Here is a 17,655-nt window from a genome sequence, read left to right as displayed (position 1 = left end):
AAATGAAGACTATAACAGTTGGAGGTCCAATGGAAATAAAGCTGAATCGTCAGTCCGATCAATCTTTAATTACTCAGATTTCAACTATCCTTGCAGAAAAAATAAGGTCAGAATTTTTACAGGAAGGGAGCCAATTACCTTCTATTCGGAGCTTTTCAAAAGAAAATCAAGTGAGTCCTGTCACGGTCAGTAAGGCATATGCCTTATTAGAAAGAAATGGTTATATTGAAGTGATACATGGCAAGGGGGCGTTTGTTCGAAACAAAGAACAAAGAAGCTCAAATGAGAGCGGTAGTGATTATAATTGGCAACTAACCATTCCTGATTACATTCAACGTTCACAATCTATGTTAAATAAAAGAAAGGAATATGCGATGAAATTCTCCAGTGCGACCATCCACCCTGGATTATTACCCTCTGTTTATTTGGTGAATGAAATTGTGGCGATATTACAGGCAGATCCTCAGATTGTGGCTCGTTATGGAACGGTACAGGGGGATGAAGATGCACGAAAGGCAATCCGAGACTATGTCAAAACATATAGTAATATTGCCACAACACCACAGGAAATTATTGTGACAAACGGTGTACAACAAGGTATAGATTTAGTGGCTAAAACATTTATTGGACCTGGAGATATTGTCATTACCGAAGCCCCTACATATACAGCAGCAATCGATGTCTTTAGAAATCGTGGGGCCCACATTATTCCCATACCAGTAGACGAGGAAGGAATGCAGACAGCTCTTCTAGCGACACTCTGCCTAAGCAAACAGCCAAAGCTTATCTATACAAATCCTACCTTCCATAATCCTACAGGCACAGTTTTAAGTGAAGCAAGAAGGAGAGAATTACTGGATCTTGCCCAACAATATGGCTTTCTTATTGTAGAGGACGATTCATGGAATGAAATTTATTTTGACGATAACCCACCACCACCACCTCTGAAAGCTTTAGATACAAGTGGTCATGTTATTTATTTAAAAGGCTTTAGTAAGACGTTGGCCCCAAGCTGTAGAATCGGCGCTATCCTTTCAAAAGGTACCGTTCATCAACGACTTTTATCTGCCAAATCCAGTGCCGATTCGGGTAACCCCTTATTAACACAAAAGGCACTGATTCCATTTTTACGTTCAGACCGAATGCATGCCCATTTAGAAAAACTGCGCATTGCACTTGAGATAAGAAGGGATCAGACCATTGCATTGTTGAATAAGCATGCACCAAAGGGCGTTACGTGGATCGAGCCAAAAGGTGGACTTAATATTTGGGTGTCTTTACCTAGTAATGGCAATACGGATGAGCTTTTATGGAAGGCTCAACAAGCCCAAATTACCTTTTTACCAAGCTCAGCTTGTTATCCAGGAGAGCCACAATATCACCATCTAAGAATTAGTTACTCTTATCCTGAACCTCACGACTTAACACAAGGAATCATCAAGCTTTGTCAGCTTATGGAATCCTATTTACAGGACATGCCACCAGTTCGTTGATAGTTTGTTGTTCTTTGTTTACCTGCGGTTTGATGTTATGATGAATAGTGGATATCAATAATCGTCTACATAAAAATCGTGTGGGCATGAACAATACCTAACATGAAAGAGATGGAATAGTGGAATGAGTCATTTAATTGTACAAAATTTAACCAAAACAGTGGGCGATAAAACGCTTTTTCAAAATATTGAATTTACCATTTATGAGGGAGAGCGGGCAGGCTTAATCGGTATAAATGGAACGGGAAAATCAACCCTGTTATCCATTTTAGCTGGGGACATGGAAGCGGATTCGATGACAGTAGATCGCCCGAATAAATACCGTGTCGCTTATTTACCACAGGAGCCTACATTTCAGGCAGGTGAAACAGTTTTACAAGCTGTCTTTTCAGGCGATTCGCCCATTTTACAGCTGAATCGTCAATATGAGGAAACGGTTGCTGCACTAGCAAGTAACCCAACATCCGAAAGTTTACAAAAGACGTTATTTAGTCTGCAACAGCGCATGGATGAAGAGCAGGCATGGGATGTCAATGCCCTTGCAAAGACGGCCTTAACAAAGCTTGGGATTGAAACTTTTGAAAAAGAGGTACTAACGCTATCAGGCGGTCAGCAAAAACGTGTAGCATTAGCGAAGGTGTTAATTGAACCAGCGGATCTTTACTTATTGGATGAGCCCACCAACCATTTAGATGTACAGTCTACAGAATGGCTTCAAGAGATGGTCTTACGATTAAAGGGTGCAGTGATTTTCATCACCCACGATCGTTATTTCTTAGATGAATTATCAACACATATTTACGAGTTAGCAAATCAAACCTTGTATCGTCATACAGGGAATTACGGTGATTATTTAGAGGCCCGAGCTATTCGTGAGGAGATGCAAGCTGCTTCTGCACAGAAGGATCGCAATCGTTATCGTTCAGAATTAAAATGGATACGTCGTGGTGCGAAGGCGCGTTCAACTAAGCAAAAGGCTCGTATTCAACGCTTTGAAAAGCTAGAAGAAAACCTAGAACGCAAAACAGAAGATGTTTCCTTGGATATGGGACTTGCGACAACACGTCTTGGACGTAAAGTGCTGGAGGCTGAGAAAATTTCGAAAGCCTTTGGCCAGCAAAAAATCCTTGAAAACTTCTCATTTCTACTACAGCAAGGTGATCGAATTGGCATTATCGGCGCGAACGGTGTAGGAAAATCAACTTTGTTGAACATGCTAGCAGGAGAGCTGACACCCGATCAAGGTGAAATTCTTGTTGGGTCAACGGTCAAGCTGGCACATTTCAAGCAAACATTGCCGAAAATGAATGAAAATGAGCGCATGATTGAATATATACGTGAGGCTTCAAATGATATTACCGATGCAGAGGGTGTCCGTTACTCAGCTGCTCAAATGCTGGAGCGCTTTTTATTCCCGTTGCATGCTCATGGTACTCCAATTGGAAAATTATCGGGCGGTGAGCGCAAGCGTCTTCATTTATTACGTTTATTGATGGAGCAACCAAACGTCTTATTATTGGACGAGCCAACGAATGATTTAGATATTGAAACATTAGGTGTGCTAGAGGATTTCATCGAGCATTTCCCAGGCGTGGTTATCACGATTTCCCATGATCGTTTCTTCCTCGACCGTATTGCGAAAAAGCTATGGATACTAGATGGTCAGGGACAAGTAGAGGAAACACTGGATCTATACAGTGAGTATCTGGAGAAACGTGAGCAGACAGCTACTGTCAAAGTAGAAACGTCAAAAGTTGAAAAGCCAAAATCAGAAAAGCCAAAATCAGACAAAAAAAAGCTATCGTTTAAAGAGCAAAAAGAATGGGAAACGATTGCAGACGAGATAGAGAAAACAGAAACTGCTATTATGGAGACCGAAGAAGGAATCGCCAATGCAGGCTCAGATTTTACCAAGCTACAGGAATTAACAGCTAAGTTGGATGAGCTAAATGCACAGTATGAGCATCTAATTGAAAGATGGTCGTATTTAGATGAAATAGTTAACGGATAAGGAGCGATAGACATGAAGATTATTACCATTGAACCGACGCCAAGTCCCAATTCTATGAAGATTGTTGTTGATACAGAGCTACCATTCGGGAAGAGCTATAATTTTACAAAGGATAATAAAGACGAAGCAACAGGCGAGGCGGCTGCTATTTTAGCGATTGAGGGAGTAAAGGGCGTTTACCATGTAGCCGATTTCTTTGCTGTTGAGCGTAATGCTAAATATGCATGGGAAGGCATTCTAGCAAGTATTCGTCAAGTGTTAGGGGAAGATGTCCAAACACAAGAAGAAACGGTTGTGGCCAATGAATTTTATGGAGAGGTTTATGTCCATGTACAATTTTACAAGCAGGTGCCTTTACAAGTAAAAGTTTTTGATAACCAACGTGAATATCGTATTAGCTGCGGAGACCGTTTTGTCGATGCTTTTAATCAAATTATTGAGTCAGCAGTAGATGAAAACTATATTTTCCAACGTAAGTGGATTGATTATGGGGTTCGCTACGGTGAGCTTGAGGAAATTGCTGAAACAATCAAACAGGAGATTGATGTCACTTATTCTGCAGACCGTTTAGCAGAAATTGTCACAGCTATCAATAATGATGGTGAAAAAGCCGTTGTGAAAACGGACAAACTCAAAGTGACAGTAGAACAGTTCAAGCAACCTGAATGGGAGAAACGCTTCCAACTGCTCGATCAAATGGCTGATCCTGAGCTAGACGATCTACCGCTATTAGATTTAGCCTTACAGGATGAACAAATGTCTATCCGTCGACTAGCGACGGTGTACTTAGGCATGATTGAGGATGTGGCAGTTGTCCCTTATTTAGAAAGAGCCCTACAAGATAAAAGTGCAGCAGTACGTCGAACAGCAGGTGACTGCATGAGTGACCTTGGCTTTGTAGAATTTGAAGAAGCCATGCTGCAAGCCTTACAGGACAAAAACAAATTGGTTCGCTGGCGCGCAGCCATGTATTTATATGAGGTCGGCACAGAACAGTCCTTACCAGCATTGAAGGCTGCCGAAGATGACAAAGAATTCGAAGTGAAGCTACAAGTGAAAATGGCCATTGCCCGTATCGAACAAGGCGAGGAAGCAAAAGGCTCGGTTTGGAAGCAAATGACCGAATCCCGTCAACAATAATCAGGAAAAACCAGCAAATGCTGGTTTTTTTCTATTTTGTAATGGTTGGCATTCGCCCTAATAAATGGGTAAGGTGCTTCTAAATGGTGATAGGTCCTCTCCAAGAGTGAGCGAACCACTCCAAAGAAGTGTGGACCAGCTCTTAAAAAGGGTGAACCGCTCCAAAGAACCAAAAACTTCTTTCTCCAAATTAAAGAAATCCCGCTCAGAAAAGTGCTCCCTCTTCCAAACTATAATTATCTAACCACCTGAAAATCAAAAACAATACTCTCTTGCATTCGATGAATTGATCGAAAAACCGTATAAAACAGAAAAAAATGTTGTTTTCTAGTGATTCATTGCTAAACAAAAAGTTAAAGGCGTTCTTTGAATCATTAACATATTGTCTAGTTTCATAGAGAAAGGACAATGTTAAAATAACATAAATTCAGAATATTCTTTAAAAATAGGAGGTCCTTTGCATGACAGTAACTAGTTTAAAGACAACAAAATCGTATGTGCGAGATCGTGAGACGGTCATTGCCTTAACACAGAAGCTCGTGCGCATTGAAAGCGTTTACCGTGAGAACGATCCGAAGGGCAATGAGCAAGAGGTGGCAACTTTTGTAGCGGCATATTTACGAGATATTGGCATCGAGACGCATATCGAGGAGGTTGTGCCAGGGCGACCAAATGTCATTGGTATTATTGATTCGGGCAAGCCTGGGAAAACATTACTTTTCGAAGGACATACGGATGTGGTGACAGAGGGCAATCGAGAGGCTTGGGCCTATGATCCATTTGGAGCAGAAATTGTAGATGGGCGTATGTATGGCAGGGGAACGAATGATACAAAAGGGAATCTTGCTTGTATGATTACAGCTTGTCAGTCATTGCTACTAGATCAAGAGGCGTTTACGGGCAAAATTATTTTATGTATTCCATGTGATGAAGAAGGGCTTATGCTAGGCATTAAGCATTTTATTAAGAATGGCTGGGCCGATGGTGTGGATGGTGCGATTATCTGTGAGCCACAGGAAAATAATGTGTGTATTGCACAACGCGGGGCTATTCGTTTACAGGTAGATATTTTCGGTAAAATGGCGCATGGTGCGATTTCGTGGAGTGGTATCAATCCTAACTGGCGTATGGCACGTTTCATCGTAGAGCTTGAAAAATTGGAAAAAGAGGAGCAAGCACGATTAGGGCGTGATCCAATGCTGAATTGGCCATCTATTACACCAACGATTTTACGAGCGCCTGTAAAGGGAGATGCGCAAATCAATGTCATTCCTGATCACTGTATGACAACACTCGATATTCGCACGGTGCCTGCGCAGGACCATGATGAACTACTGGGCAAGATTGAAGGGATTATTAAACGATTACAAGCAGATGATCCTGATTTCAAAATAGAACTGACGGTTCTTGATAACCGACCTGCAACAGCAACAGCGAAGGAAGACCCTGTTGTACAGGCAATATATGAGGCTGTGGCAGAGGTAACAGAGAAGGAACCAAAATATAATGGTGTTCCAGGCGCGACAGATGGGACGTTTCTTCATGTGCATGGTATTCCAATTGTAACGGTTGGAGCAGGAGATCGAGAAATTCCTCATCAAATCAATGAGTATGTGGACATTGAAGAATTGGCAGAAACAACGGCCATTTACCGTTTAGCAGCATTAAAATTTTTGGCGGGTGATGCACAATGACAGCTATCAAAATAGCAGTAATACCAGGAGATGGCATAGGAAAAGAGGTTATGCAGGAAGCGTTAAAAGTTTTAAATTGTTTGCAAGAACAACATAGCTCCTTACAAATTGAAACAACCATCTTTCCTTGGAGCTCCGATTACTACGTGCAGCATGGCTGTATGATGCCTAATGATGCACTAGCAACACTTCAAACATATGATGCGATTTTATTTGGAGCTATTGGCGATGCTCGTGTACCCGATGATGTTACCGTTTGGGAATTAATTATGCCCATTCGAAAGCATTTCCAGCAATATGTGAATTTCCGTCCTATTAAATCACTACCTGGGATAGCGTCGCCCTTGGCTAACGGCAAAGAAATTGATTTTGTGATCTTCCGTGAAAATGCAGAGGGTGAATATTCGGACAGTGGTGGTCGACTGTACCAACAGCAGCCGCAGGAAATGACGATTCAAAATACAATCATGACGCGCATTGGGATTGAAAAGATTGTCCATGCTGCCTGTGAATATGCGAAGCAACACGGTAAAACCAAAATAACAAGTGCGACAAAATCGAATGCCATTATTCATTCGATGAAATTCTGGGACGAGCATACAAGCAAAGCGGTGAAGCAAAGTTCACCAGCACTACAGCTCGAATCCATTTATATCGATGCACTCGTCGCCTATTTCGTAGAACGACCACAGAATTTTGAAGTGGTGGTAGCGTCCAATTTGTTTGGCGATATTTTATCCGATTTAGGCTCTGCTATTGTCGGAGGACTTGGTCTATCACCATCAGCCAACCTGAACCCCGAAAAGGATTTTCCATCGATGTTTGAGCCTGTTCATGGCTCAGCACCAGATATTGCAGGCAAGGGCATTGCCAATCCAATCGCTCAAATTTGGTCGCTTGCCTTACTGCTTGGCCATCAAGGCAGACCAGATTTAGAACAGCTCATTGTTAAAGCCATTACAGCTGTGCTGCAGGAAGGCGTTGTGAAAACAGCAGATATTGGTGGACAAGCGACAACAGCACAAATGGGCGATGCGATTTGTCAGGAAATTATTAATAGAACTTTAACAGCAGGAGGTGTTTAGCATGGCAGTTGAGCAAAAGGTGATTGTGGTTACTGGTGCAGGAGGCGGTATGGGAAAGGCTATTATTCACGAGCAATTAAAGCAGGGCAATCGAGTTATTGGACTTGATCTATCCATAGATGCCTTATCAGATATTACACAGGATGCCCTTCAATGCTTTGAGGTCAATGTGTTACAGGAGGAACGTGTGCAAGACATCTGCCAGCAGGTTTTTGATAAGTATGGCAGAATAGATGGTCTTGTTAATGCACTGGGAATTGCCCAGTCAGCTACGCCGATTGAAGAGGTCACAATGGATGAATGGAATCGTTTAATGGATGTTAATGTGAAAAGTTTATTTATCACGACAAAGGCAGTTGTCCCTTTTATGAAAAAACAGCAAAGGGGTTCTATTATTACAATTGCCTCGATTTCAGCAGTGCGACCAAGACCGGGCTTACAGGCTTATATTGCATCGAAGGGTGCAGCAGAGAGCTTTACGAGAGGACTAGCAATTGAACTAGCATCTAGTCAAATTCGGGTTAATACGATTCATCCAGGACCAGCAGACACACAAATGCTTGGTCAATTTGCCGCACAGGGTGCAGACGTAGAGCAGACGAAGCAAAGTGTCTTTGTGCAATCTGTGCCATTAGGACGATTAGTGAAGCCAGCAGATATAGCAGGAGCTGTTAGTTATTTACTATCAGATGCAGCAAGTATGGTCACAGGAACGACATTACATGTAGATGGTGGCCGTGGATTATAGGAGGGGTACAATGAAAAAAATTCCTATGTTGATAGATGGTGAGTGGGTTCACGGTGATGCTCAGACATACCTTGATGTTAAGAATCCCTCAACGGGTGAAGTGATTGCACAAATTAGCAACGCGAGTAAAGAACATGTAGAAGAGGCAGTACGTGCAGCCCGTGTAGCCTTTGAACGTGAGGACTGGCGTCAATGGAAAGCCTATGAACGTGGGCAGTTATTGATCGAATTTGCTCATTATATTCGTAAGCATGCAGAGGAATGGAGTTTGCTAGAATGTCGGGATGTAGGAAAGCCCTTATCACAGGCAAGAGCAGATATTGAAGCAGCGGCACGCTATTTTGAATTTTATGGTGGTGCAGCGGATAAGGTGATGGGAGATACAATTCCGATTGAGGATGGGCTTTTAAATGCAGTAGTGCTAGAGCCAGTGGGCATTACGGTACATATTGTGCCATGGAATTATCCGATTCAAATTACGGCAAGAAGTGTAGCAGCTGCTATAGCAACTGGTAATGCAGTCATTGTGAAAAGTGCGGAGGATACACCGCTAACAACACATGCCATTGCAGAATGGTTAGCCGATAAGTTGCCGAAAGGGATTTTCCAGCATATTACGGGCTTGGGACGAGAAGTTGGTCCTTATTTAACTTCACATCCCGATATTAATCATATTACGTTTACAGGTTCTGTTCCCACAGGAATTGCGGTGATGAAGGCGGCTGCTGAAAATGTTGTGCCTGTGACATTAGAGCTTGGTGGTAAATCTCCTAATATTGTTTTTGCGGATGCTAACATGGAGCAGGCATTAGAGGGAGTTGTACGTGCGATTATTCAAAATGCTGGTCAAACTTGTTCAGCAGGGGCACGTTTACTCATTGAGGAACGAATAAAAGAGTCCTTTATTTCCCGATTAGCCCAAAGGTTCCAAGTGATCCAAGTAGGACCAGGTGAAGCAGATATGGAGATGGGACCGTTACTGAATGAACAACAATATACAAAAATCACTGCATTATTACAGCAAGCAAAGGTAGATGGCTATGTTGTGACGGGTGGGGAACCATTGACATTGGCAGGCTATGAGAACGGCTTTTATGTTCAGCCAACTATACTTGATGGTGTTGATCCAAATGATCCATTAGCTCAGGAGGAAATTTTCGGTCCAGTGTTAACCGTCTTGACATTTTCGACTGTAGAGGAGGCCATCGCATTAGCCAATAGTACGGACTATGGCCTAGTGGCGGGCATTTGGTCACAAAATATCGATACGGCTCACTATGTGGCAAGTCGTGTGCAGGCGGGACAAGTATTTGTCAATAATTATGGGGCTGCTGGAGGCATTCAAATGCCATTTGGAGGCTATAAAAAAAGCGGAATTGGTCGAGAGAAGGGCTTTGTTGCACTGCGAAACTATACGCAAATGAAAAATATCGCTATACGCTATGCACCACCTAATCAACACTGAGATGGAGGGACGCATATGGAACAGCCAAAAGAAAAAGATGTGCTTTTAGAGGTCAATCACTTATCAATTAAATTCCATTTAAAAAATGGCAAAGAGGCAAAAGTTGTGGAAGATGTGAATTTTACTATTCATAAAGGAGAAACCGTTGCACTGGTTGGTGAATCGGGAAGTGGCAAAAGTATTACATCCTTAGCCATTATGCGGTTGCTGCCTATACCTCCAGGAGAAATTACGTCAGGTTCTATCACTTTAAACGGTAAAAATCTACTTACCTATAAAAATAAAGAAATGAGCCGTATACGAGGCAATGAAATTAGTATGATTTTTCAAGAGCCCATGACCTCTTTAGATCCCGTTTTTACGATTGGCAATCAAATGATTGAAGGCATACGAAGACACCAAAAGGTATCGAAAAAAGAGGCATGGAATAAAGCGCTACAGCTTTTAAAAGAAGTCGGGATTGCGAATGCAGAAAAGGTCATTGCGGAATATCCTCACCAACTATCAGGCGGGATGCGACAACGCGTTATGATTGCCATCGCAATGTCGAATAATCCGCAGCTATTGATTGCGGATGAGCCAACTACTGCACTTGATGTCACGGTTCAGGCACAGATTTTAAAGCTGATGCTAAAAATGAAGGAAGAGCATCGATCAGCCATTTTATTCATTACCCATGATATGAGCGTTGTTGCAGAGACAGCTGACCGCGTTATGGTGATGTATGCGGGACAGATTGTCGAGGAGGCCCCAGTAAGAGAGCTCTTTTTAAATCCACAGCATCCTTATACCACAGCGCTTTTAAAGACGATGCCAAGCCTTGAAACAGATGTCAAAAGGCTACCATCGATTCCTGGTACTGTGCCACCTGCGTATGCATTACCTGACGGCTGTCGCTTTGCGCCACGTTGTCCCCATGCGCTGGCACATTGTCATCAGGAGCAACCTGCTGTTCATCACATTCAGGAGGCACATAAGGTACGCTGTCATTTATTCACGGAGAAAGGAGAGCTGGCTCATGACAGAGAAAGAAGTTTTGCTGGAAATTAATCATTTAAAAGCCTACTTTCCTGTGAAGCGTAAATCGATGAAGGAAGAGAAAAAGGTCATAAAAGCGGTTGATGATATTTCGATTGAGATTTATAGAGGGGAAACACTTGGAATTGTTGGTGAATCAGGCTCAGGAAAATCCACCTTTGGGCGAACAATTTTAAAGCTCGTTGAACCAACAGCAGGCGAAGTGCTATATAAAGGACAACCCATCCAGCATTTAAAGGGGAATAAGCTACAAAGTTACCGCAATCAAATGCAAATGATTTTTCAAGATCCCTTTGCCTCTCTCAATCCTCGGATGCGAATCGGTTCTATAATCGAAGAGCCGATGAAGCTACAATTAACCTTGACGAAGGAGCAACGCAAAGAGCGTGTGAAGGAGCTATTACAAAAGGTAGGGCTACCTGAGGATGCCATGCATAAATTTCCACATGAATTTTCTGGTGGGCAGCGGCAGCGTATTGGGATTGCACGGGCATTAGCGATTCATCCAGAATTCATTATAGCCGATGAGCCCGTTTCAGCATTGGATGTGTCGGTGCAATCACAAGTGCTCAATCTCATGATGGATTTACAGGATGAATTTCAATTAACCTATTTATTTATCTCACATGATTTAAGCGTTGTGAAGCATATTAGTGACCGTGTGGCAGTGCTGTATTTAGGTAGAGTAGTGGAGATTGGGACAAAGAAGGAGCTATATGCCAATCCGTTGCATCCCTATACACAAGCATTACTATCTGCAATACCAGTTGTTAATTTTGATGAGCCTAAGCAAGAAATACTTTTACAGGGCGAGTTACCAAGTCCGATGAATCCACCTGTTGGCTGTGTCTTTCATACACGTTGCCCGCATGTGATGGAAAGATGCCATCAGGAGAGACCGAAGCTTCACAATGAAAATGATCACCAACGAGTAGCCTGTTTTTTATATGATAAAAAATCAGAAAATTACAATTATTTAAAAAGTGAGGTGTGAAGAATGTTTGGCAATATAACGGATGTGCCAGGTGTTAAGGTAGGACATCGCGAGAACAAGGAGGGCATCACAGGCTGTACGGTGCTAGTAGTGGAAAAAGGAGCAGTTTGTGGAGTGGATGTTCGAGGCTCTGCACCAGGTACTCGTGAAACAGATGCGTTAGATCCCATCAATGAAATTGACCGAGTTCATGCTATTTGTTTAGCTGGGGGTAGTGCGTTTGGGTTAGATGCTGCTACAGGCGTTATGCAATTTTTAGAGGAGCAAGGGATTGGGGTAGATGCAGGAGTAGCGAAAATACCGATTGTACCAAGTGCTGTACTCTTTGACTTGTTTATCGGTGATCCACATGCACGACCTACAGCACTAATGGGCTATGAAGCGGCACAAGCGGCACAAGTTGGCTCATTTCCAAATGGCAATGTAGGCGCAGGCTACGGAGCAACTGTAGGCAAATTAGCTGGTCCAGAATTTGCAATGAAGGGTGGGCTTGGTAGTGCTTCCTATGCGGGAAAAGATGGTCTTGTAGCAGGTTCTATCGTGGCTGTCAATGCAGTTGGAGATGTCAAGGACCCGACAACGAGGAAAATTTTAGCTGGAGCAAGAGATACGCATTCTGGTCAATGGGTGGATTGCTGTGCCTATTTAGAGCAACATGCACAATCAGAGGCTTTAGCGGGAACTAATACAACCATTGGTGTTGTGGCAATGAATGCCAAGCTAACGAAGGCGGAGGCTAAAAAGATTGCGCAGCTTACGCAAAATGCCTTAGCACGCACGATTTATCCTGTTCATACGATGCTGGATGGCGATACGATTTTTGTGCTTGGTACAGGGGATCAATCCTATGCACTTGATTATTTAGGCCAGCTAGCGACAAAGGTGATGGAGGAAGCAATTCTAGCTGGCATTAAAGCCGCTGAACGATTGGCGGATGTTGAGAGTTATACAAGCATTCAAAAGACAAGCACTTAGAAAAAGGGGGAACAGCCATGCAATGGAAAAAAAGCGGATTGATACTACTAACAGTGTTAATGGCAATCGTTATGGCAGCGTGTTCAAGTGATGGAGAGAAAACGACGACTACTTCAGGTACTACAGATGGTCAAGCGGCAACAGATGCTCCACAGGAAATTGTTGTACGTGTGAATGATGATCCAGATTTTTTAGATCCACATAAAGCGACAGCGTCCATTTCTTATCAAATGATTCTAAATATCTTTGAGGGGCTAATGGCTCCTGAAACGGATGGCTCCTTAAAAGAGGGACTTGCTGAAAGCTATGAAATTTCTGAGGACGGCTTAACCTATACGTTTAAAATTCGCCAAGGTGTGAAGTTTCATAATGGTGATGATTTAACGATGGAGGATATTCAATATTCCTTTGACCGTTTAATGGGGAAAAATGGTGGAGAAAAAATGTCCAATAGCTTTGATAATGTAGCATCTACAGAGGCGCCTGATGCAAGTACATTTGTGATTAAGCTAAAAGAGCCAAATTCAAATTTCTTGTATTCATTAACAGGCAGACAATCAGCTATTATTCCAAAGAGCAATGATGGGAAGCATAATGAAAATCCAATTGGTACAGGTCCATTTGCCTTTGTGAAATATGCACCAGGTACAAATTTAGAGCTTAAGAAAAATGAACAGTATTGGCAAGAAGGATTACCTTATTTGAATAAAGTAACCTTTGCCTTCCAATCAGATGATCAGGCAGCCATTATGAGCTTAATGGCAAACGAAGTTGATTTAACGAGTGTTCCTTGGCACCGTGTGAGCGAGGTAGAGGGAAGCTATAATTTATCACACCAAAATAATAACTCTTCTCTTATTGTTACATTTAACGAAACAAAGGCACCATTTGACAATGTGAAGGTTCGTCAAGCAATCAATTACGCAATTAGTAAAGCCGATATTATTGACTCTGTGTTTGCAGGCTATGCTGTGCCACTTGGCTCTAATATGAGTCCAGCGATGGGCGATTTCCAAAAGAAGGGCTTAGAAAGCATGTATGAGCGAGATGTGGAAAAAGCGAAGGCGTTATTAGCAGAAGCAGGATATCCGGATGGCTTTAAAACAAAAATTACAGTGTCTTCACACAATGATATTTACTCAAATATTGCACAAATTGTCGTAGCTAATCTACAAGAGATCGGAATTGATGTAGAAATTGAAGTAGTGGAATGGGGAATTTGGCTAGATCGCGTTTACTTTGGTCGTGACTATGCAATGACAACGATTGACTTAACAGGTCGTGCATCTGCTTTTGAAGTGTTGAATGATTACATTTCTACAAACGATAGTGAAAACTTCTTCTTATTTAAAAATGAAGAATACGACAAAATTATGGCTGATGTTTTAAAGGAAACCGACCAAGCCAAGCAAATAGAGTACTATCATCGTGCACAGGAAATATTAGCTGAGCAGGCAACAGCAGTGTATATTGCGGATTATCAAATCGTTTGGGGATCTGACAAACAGGTGACGGGGCTCAAGAGCTATCCATTCTGGTTCCACGATATGTCAGAGGTCAAGTTTTCAAACTAGAAAGGGATGAGTGCTTATGATGTATATCCTACGTCGAATCATCCTGTTAATAACAACCATCCTTCTAGTATCCATTATTACATTTGGTGTTTTTCAAATTTTACCTGGTGATCCAGTTCGCACAATGCTAGGAACAGAGGCGGATCCCACTCAAATTGAAAATTTACGATCTGAGCTTGGCTTGGATCGTCCTCTTTATGAACAATATGTGGATTGGATGAAGGGCTTATTGACAGGGCAATTAGGGAATTCCATTCGATTTTCCATGCCAGTAAAAGAATTACTATTTGATCGACTTCCTGTCACCATGTCATTAGCAGGACTCACCCTTATCATTGTCTTAATCATCTCATTACCTTTAGGGATGTTTGCAGCAAGAAGACAAAATAAATTAAGTGATGTGTCATTATCGACTGTAACCCAGATCGGTATGGCAGTGCCTTCCTTTTGGCTAGGGATGATGCTTATTCTTTACATTGGCCTACAGTTCAGCTTTTTTAAAATAAGTGGCTATATACCTTGGACACAAAGTGTAGCAGGGGCGCTCAGTACCCTAATACTTCCAGCCTTAACGATTGCGATTCCGCAAATTGCGGTGAATTTTCGTTATGTTCGTACAGCCATTTTGGAGCAGGTCCAGCTCGATTATGTCCGTACGATACGCAGTAAAGGGATGTCTGAACAAAATGTAATGTATAAGCATGTTTTGAAAAATTCCATGATTCCGATATTGACGGTTTTTGGGTTGATTATGGCGGAGGTTGTGGCAGGAACGATTATTGTGGAGCAGGTGTTTTCATTGCCAGGGATTGGTCAGTTATTGATTACGGCTATCAGTAATCGTGATTTTCCACTCGTACAAGGGATCGTTATGTATATTACAGTAGCTGTCGTCATGATTAATTTTATCGTCGATGTTTTATATTCTGTGTTAGACCCTAGAATCCGATTACGTTAAGAGGTGACTACCATGAAACAATTACAGCGCTATACTAAAAAAATCAATTTAGTCATTGGTCTCCTCGTCATTGTTGGCTTTCTGCTCGTCATGATTGTTAGCTTTTTTTATACACCCCATGATGTCAACGCGATGAATATACCTGAAAAATTGCGTGGTCCAGGTGGTGCCTATATGTTTGGAACAGATGAATTTGGGCGAGATATTTTTAGTCGCATTATGAAGGGGACACAAACAGCCTTTGCCGTGGGTCTATTAACGGTTGCGATTGGAACGATATTTGGTATTCTCATAGGCGGAATTGCAGGCTATGTTGGTGGCTGGGTCGATGAAATATTTATGCGTACGATGGACGCTTTAATGGCCTTTCCAGGAATCATCTTAGCATTAATGCTTGTAGCAGTATTCGGCCCAGGAATAACGAATACTGCGATAGCGCTGGGGATTATCGCGATACCTGCTATTGCGAGGATTGCCCGCAGTGGCTTTGTGCAACAACGTGACTCGGAATATGTGCTGGCAGCGAAATTAATTGGTGTTAAGCCTTATAGCATCATGTTTCGTCATATTTTGCCAAACATTTCGTCGCAAATTATTGTGGCAGCAACCGTGACTTTTGCGACAGCCATGTTAGCCGAGGCAGCACTGAGCTATTTAGGGCTTGGGGTACAGCCACCAAACCCTAGCTGGGGTAGAATGTTAAAAGATTCACAAGCCTATTTAATCGGTGCCCCTTGGTATACGTATGCCCCTGGAGGAGCCATTACGATTCTTGTTTTAGGCTTATATATGCTCAGTAATGCTTTACGAGATTTTATGGACCCGCGTTCAAAATCGTAATAGATCAGGTGCTGTCTTTTGCAACAGTTCATATGCCTTAACAGCCATCTCAATATTGAGGCGATGGGGAGCTTGTAAAAAATCAGCACCTAGTATACTTTCTAAGCGTTCTATTCGTTTGTAAAGTGTTTGACGGACAATAAACAGCTGTTCTGCTGTATCATTTTTAGCTCCATTACAGGACAGATAAACAGCTAATGTTTGAAATAAATCATGGCTACTTTTTTGATCTAATACTAAAATTTCCTGTAAATAATCTTTTACAAATTGTAGGAGAGCTGTTTGATCCTGCTGTAATAACAATCGATAAACACCTAAATCTTTATAATAGATGGAGCTCGTCAATTGATGATGCTGCATTTGGATGGCTGATTTGGCTTCCTTATAGCCCAGATGAACACTTTCGATCGTTTGATAGACATTGCTAATACCACAGCTAAGGGTAAGTTGCTCAAAAAATTGTGCTGCTTTTCTTGCAATGATTTGTGAAATTGCTTGATCAAAAGCGTCGCGATTGTCTTTCATATAATCTGCGGCAATGAAAAAGGCTAAAATAATTATCTCGTGCTGTCTTACTGAAACAGTAGGGAAAAATCCAAGCTTTTTCAGAATCGAACGAACATACATGGCATTTTGTAGCTGGATTTCCTGCCATTCTTCTTCAGGTACAGTATTGGCTTCATCATGTAGATTGAACACGACGACTCGGTAAAATAAATTACGACTTTCGATTGGTAAATAGCTTTGGTAGTATTGAATATCTACTGGCTGACCTTGAATTAAGGCTAGTATGAATTCATCTTCCCGGCTTTGCTGTCGCTCCTGAAGCATGCGGTTACGCATTAAAATATGGGCAATCGACATAGTTGCTCGTTCAAGATTTAACAAGGTGTAATCACTCTGCTTTGGCAGTTCAGAATGCATACATAAATAGCCCCACACTTGTCCAAGTCCATTAACAGGAATAATGACAAAATGGTCTTTACCCAAGGATAGAAGGTGCAAGGGCTCTTGTAGTTCTAACTGCTGACAATGCTCCTCCATGACACGTAAGTATTTTTTAGCCTCCATAGGATAATAAAAGCTTTTTGTATCTTCTGAAACAAATAGAAAAGGAGCATTTGTATCTTGATGGAGCACTTGTAATATTTTTAAAATACCATTTGGCATTAATGATAATTCCATAAAAGTTTTGGATAGTGTATCTAGCTGTGTAAGTGCCTGCTGGTGTTGATTAATTATGTACGTGTGCAAATCTTGCGTAATATCAATAAATCGTACAATTTCCTCAAAGATGATGATAGGGAAATGATGGGCATTTGCCATGGCAATCAATTCTACGGGAACATGGTCAAAATAGTCGCCAATTTCTATACAAAGACCAGCTGCCTCATTACGAATAAGGTTTTGTAAGTAGGCTATTTGTGTTTCTCGTTCTAGCTGTAAACCGACACCCGTGGTTAAAATTAATTCACCACCATTGATTAAGGTTTCAAAATCTTTAATTTCTAATATATGTGTCCACAATACTTGGCGATCTAGGCCGTGCTGCCCTGCAATAAGCTTCGCCGATTCAAAATGCTTGCGCTTGAGGACATCACGTACGAGTAGAGGATGTTTCGACATCAATTAGCACCTGC

At 41.9% G+C, this 17,655-nt stretch carries 14 protein-coding genes; 13 read left to right on the top strand and 1 reads right to left on the bottom strand.

Translation table 11 applies throughout. From position 1 onward, the window contains the following. Positions 1-29 precede the first annotated feature (29 nt). From ACMGGO_RS14475 to ACMGGO_RS14415, 13 genes are all read left to right on the top strand, one after another. Positions 30-1,493 carry a PLP-dependent aminotransferase family protein gene (locus tag ACMGGO_RS14475; RefSeq protein ID WP_420281979.1) on the top strand — a complete coding sequence of 488 codons (1,464 nt, stop codon included), beginning with the start codon at positions 30-32 and terminating at the stop codon, positions 1,491-1,493. Between the two features lie 124 nt (positions 1,494-1,617). Then, a complete protein-coding gene (locus ACMGGO_RS14470) occupies positions 1,618-3,504 on the top strand; it encodes an ABC-F family ATP-binding cassette domain-containing protein (protein ID WP_103117794.1) in 1,887 nt (628 codons plus the stop codon). Between the two features lie 12 nt (positions 3,505-3,516). Continuing rightward, complete coding sequence (locus ACMGGO_RS14465) at positions 3,517-4,644, top strand: conserved virulence factor C family protein (protein WP_328023258.1); 1,128 nt, start codon at positions 3,517-3,519, stop codon at positions 4,642-4,644. A 461-nt stretch (positions 4,645-5,105) separates the two neighbouring features. Then, positions 5,106-6,338 (top strand): M20 family metallopeptidase, encoded by a 1,233-nt coding sequence (locus ACMGGO_RS14460; protein ID WP_279494549.1) that lies wholly within the window; start codon positions 5,106-5,108, stop codon positions 6,336-6,338. Beyond that, positions 6,335-7,423 carry a tartrate dehydrogenase gene (locus tag ACMGGO_RS14455; RefSeq protein ID WP_004229600.1) on the top strand — a complete coding sequence of 363 codons (1,089 nt, stop codon included), beginning with the start codon at positions 6,335-6,337 and terminating at the stop codon, positions 7,421-7,423. The genes ACMGGO_RS14460 and ACMGGO_RS14455 overlap by 4 nt, the downstream gene beginning before the upstream one ends. A 1-nt stretch (position 7,424) precedes the next feature. Beyond that, a complete protein-coding gene (locus tag ACMGGO_RS14450; protein WP_221680754.1) occupies positions 7,425-8,171 on the top strand; it encodes an SDR family NAD(P)-dependent oxidoreductase in 747 nt (248 codons plus the stop codon). 10 nt (positions 8,172-8,181) lie between these two features. Then, positions 8,182-9,636 (top strand): aldehyde dehydrogenase family protein, encoded by a 1,455-nt coding sequence (locus ACMGGO_RS14445; protein WP_066037718.1) that lies wholly within the window; start codon positions 8,182-8,184, stop codon positions 9,634-9,636. Between the two features lie 15 nt (positions 9,637-9,651). Beyond that, positions 9,652-10,686 carry an ABC transporter ATP-binding protein gene (locus tag ACMGGO_RS14440; RefSeq protein ID WP_004229594.1) on the top strand — a complete coding sequence of 345 codons (1,035 nt, stop codon included), beginning with the start codon at positions 9,652-9,654 and terminating at the stop codon, positions 10,684-10,686. Further along, complete coding sequence (locus ACMGGO_RS14435; RefSeq protein ID WP_066037719.1) at positions 10,655-11,668, top strand: ABC transporter ATP-binding protein; 1,014 nt, start codon at positions 10,655-10,657, stop codon at positions 11,666-11,668. Before ACMGGO_RS14440 ends, ACMGGO_RS14435 begins: the two co-directional genes overlap by 32 nt. Positions 11,669-11,671: 3 nt before the next feature. Then, on the top strand, positions 11,672-12,643 hold the full coding sequence (locus ACMGGO_RS14430; RefSeq protein WP_279494554.1) for a P1 family peptidase: 972 nt from the start codon (positions 11,672-11,674) through the stop codon (positions 12,641-12,643). A gap of 17 nt (positions 12,644-12,660) precedes the next feature. Beyond that, complete coding sequence (locus ACMGGO_RS14425; RefSeq protein ID WP_009374229.1) at positions 12,661-14,217, top strand: ABC transporter substrate-binding protein; 1,557 nt, start codon at positions 12,661-12,663, stop codon at positions 14,215-14,217. A 16-nt stretch (positions 14,218-14,233) separates the two neighbouring features. Further along, positions 14,234-15,175: an ABC transporter permease gene (locus ACMGGO_RS14420; RefSeq protein WP_009374228.1), complete on the top strand. Its 942-nt coding sequence runs from the start codon at positions 14,234-14,236 to the stop codon at positions 15,173-15,175. 12 nt (positions 15,176-15,187) lie between these two features. Next, positions 15,188-16,015: an ABC transporter permease gene (locus ACMGGO_RS14415; protein ID WP_004229583.1), complete on the top strand. Its 828-nt coding sequence runs from the start codon at positions 15,188-15,190 to the stop codon at positions 16,013-16,015. On the opposite strand, the gene ACMGGO_RS14410 is transcribed toward ACMGGO_RS14415, so the two are convergent. Continuing rightward, positions 16,004-17,641 carry a PucR family transcriptional regulator gene (locus tag ACMGGO_RS14410; protein WP_004229580.1) on the bottom strand — a complete coding sequence of 546 codons (1,638 nt, stop codon included), beginning with the start codon at positions 17,639-17,641 and terminating at the stop codon, positions 16,004-16,006. The two genes, ACMGGO_RS14415 and ACMGGO_RS14410, sit on opposite strands and share 12 nt — an antisense overlap. Between the last annotated feature and the right edge of the window lie 14 nt (positions 17,642-17,655).

This window comes from Lysinibacillus sp. BNK-21, assembly GCF_048684915.1.
Taxonomy (GTDB): domain Bacteria; phylum Bacillota; class Bacilli; order Bacillales_A; family Planococcaceae; genus Lysinibacillus; species Lysinibacillus capsici.
This window is presented reverse-complemented; position numbering and strand designations above follow the sequence as displayed.

Bases quoted from the DNA above. Each gene is read 5' to 3' on its own strand.
- ACMGGO_RS14475 (WP_420281979.1), top strand. From the start codon at position 30: ATGGAAATAAAGCTGAATCGTCAGTCCGATCAATCTTTAATTACTCAG.
- ACMGGO_RS14470 (WP_103117794.1), top strand. From the start codon at position 1,618: ATGAGTCATTTAATTGTACAAAATTTAACCAAAACAGTGGGCGATAAA.
- ACMGGO_RS14465 (WP_328023258.1), top strand. From the start codon at position 3,517: ATGAAGATTATTACCATTGAACCGACGCCAAGTCCCAATTCTATGAAG.
- ACMGGO_RS14460 (WP_279494549.1), top strand. From the start codon at position 5,106: ATGACAGTAACTAGTTTAAAGACAACAAAATCGTATGTGCGAGATCGT.
- ACMGGO_RS14455 (WP_004229600.1), top strand. From the start codon at position 6,335: ATGACAGCTATCAAAATAGCAGTAATACCAGGAGATGGCATAGGAAAA.
- ACMGGO_RS14450 (WP_221680754.1), top strand. From the start codon at position 7,425: ATGGCAGTTGAGCAAAAGGTGATTGTGGTTACTGGTGCAGGAGGCGGT.
- ACMGGO_RS14445 (WP_066037718.1), top strand. From the start codon at position 8,182: ATGAAAAAAATTCCTATGTTGATAGATGGTGAGTGGGTTCACGGTGAT.
- ACMGGO_RS14440 (WP_004229594.1), top strand. From the start codon at position 9,652: ATGGAACAGCCAAAAGAAAAAGATGTGCTTTTAGAGGTCAATCACTTA.
- ACMGGO_RS14435 (WP_066037719.1), top strand. From the start codon at position 10,655: ATGACAGAGAAAGAAGTTTTGCTGGAAATTAATCATTTAAAAGCCTAC.
- ACMGGO_RS14430 (WP_279494554.1), top strand. From the start codon at position 11,672: ATGTTTGGCAATATAACGGATGTGCCAGGTGTTAAGGTAGGACATCGC.
- ACMGGO_RS14425 (WP_009374229.1), top strand. From the start codon at position 12,661: ATGCAATGGAAAAAAAGCGGATTGATACTACTAACAGTGTTAATGGCA.
- ACMGGO_RS14420 (WP_009374228.1), top strand. From the start codon at position 14,234: ATGATGTATATCCTACGTCGAATCATCCTGTTAATAACAACCATCCTT.
- ACMGGO_RS14415 (WP_004229583.1), top strand. From the start codon at position 15,188: ATGAAACAATTACAGCGCTATACTAAAAAAATCAATTTAGTCATTGGT.
- ACMGGO_RS14410 (WP_004229580.1), bottom strand. From the start codon at position 17,641: ATGTCGAAACATCCTCTACTCGTACGTGATGTCCTCAAGCGCAAGCAT.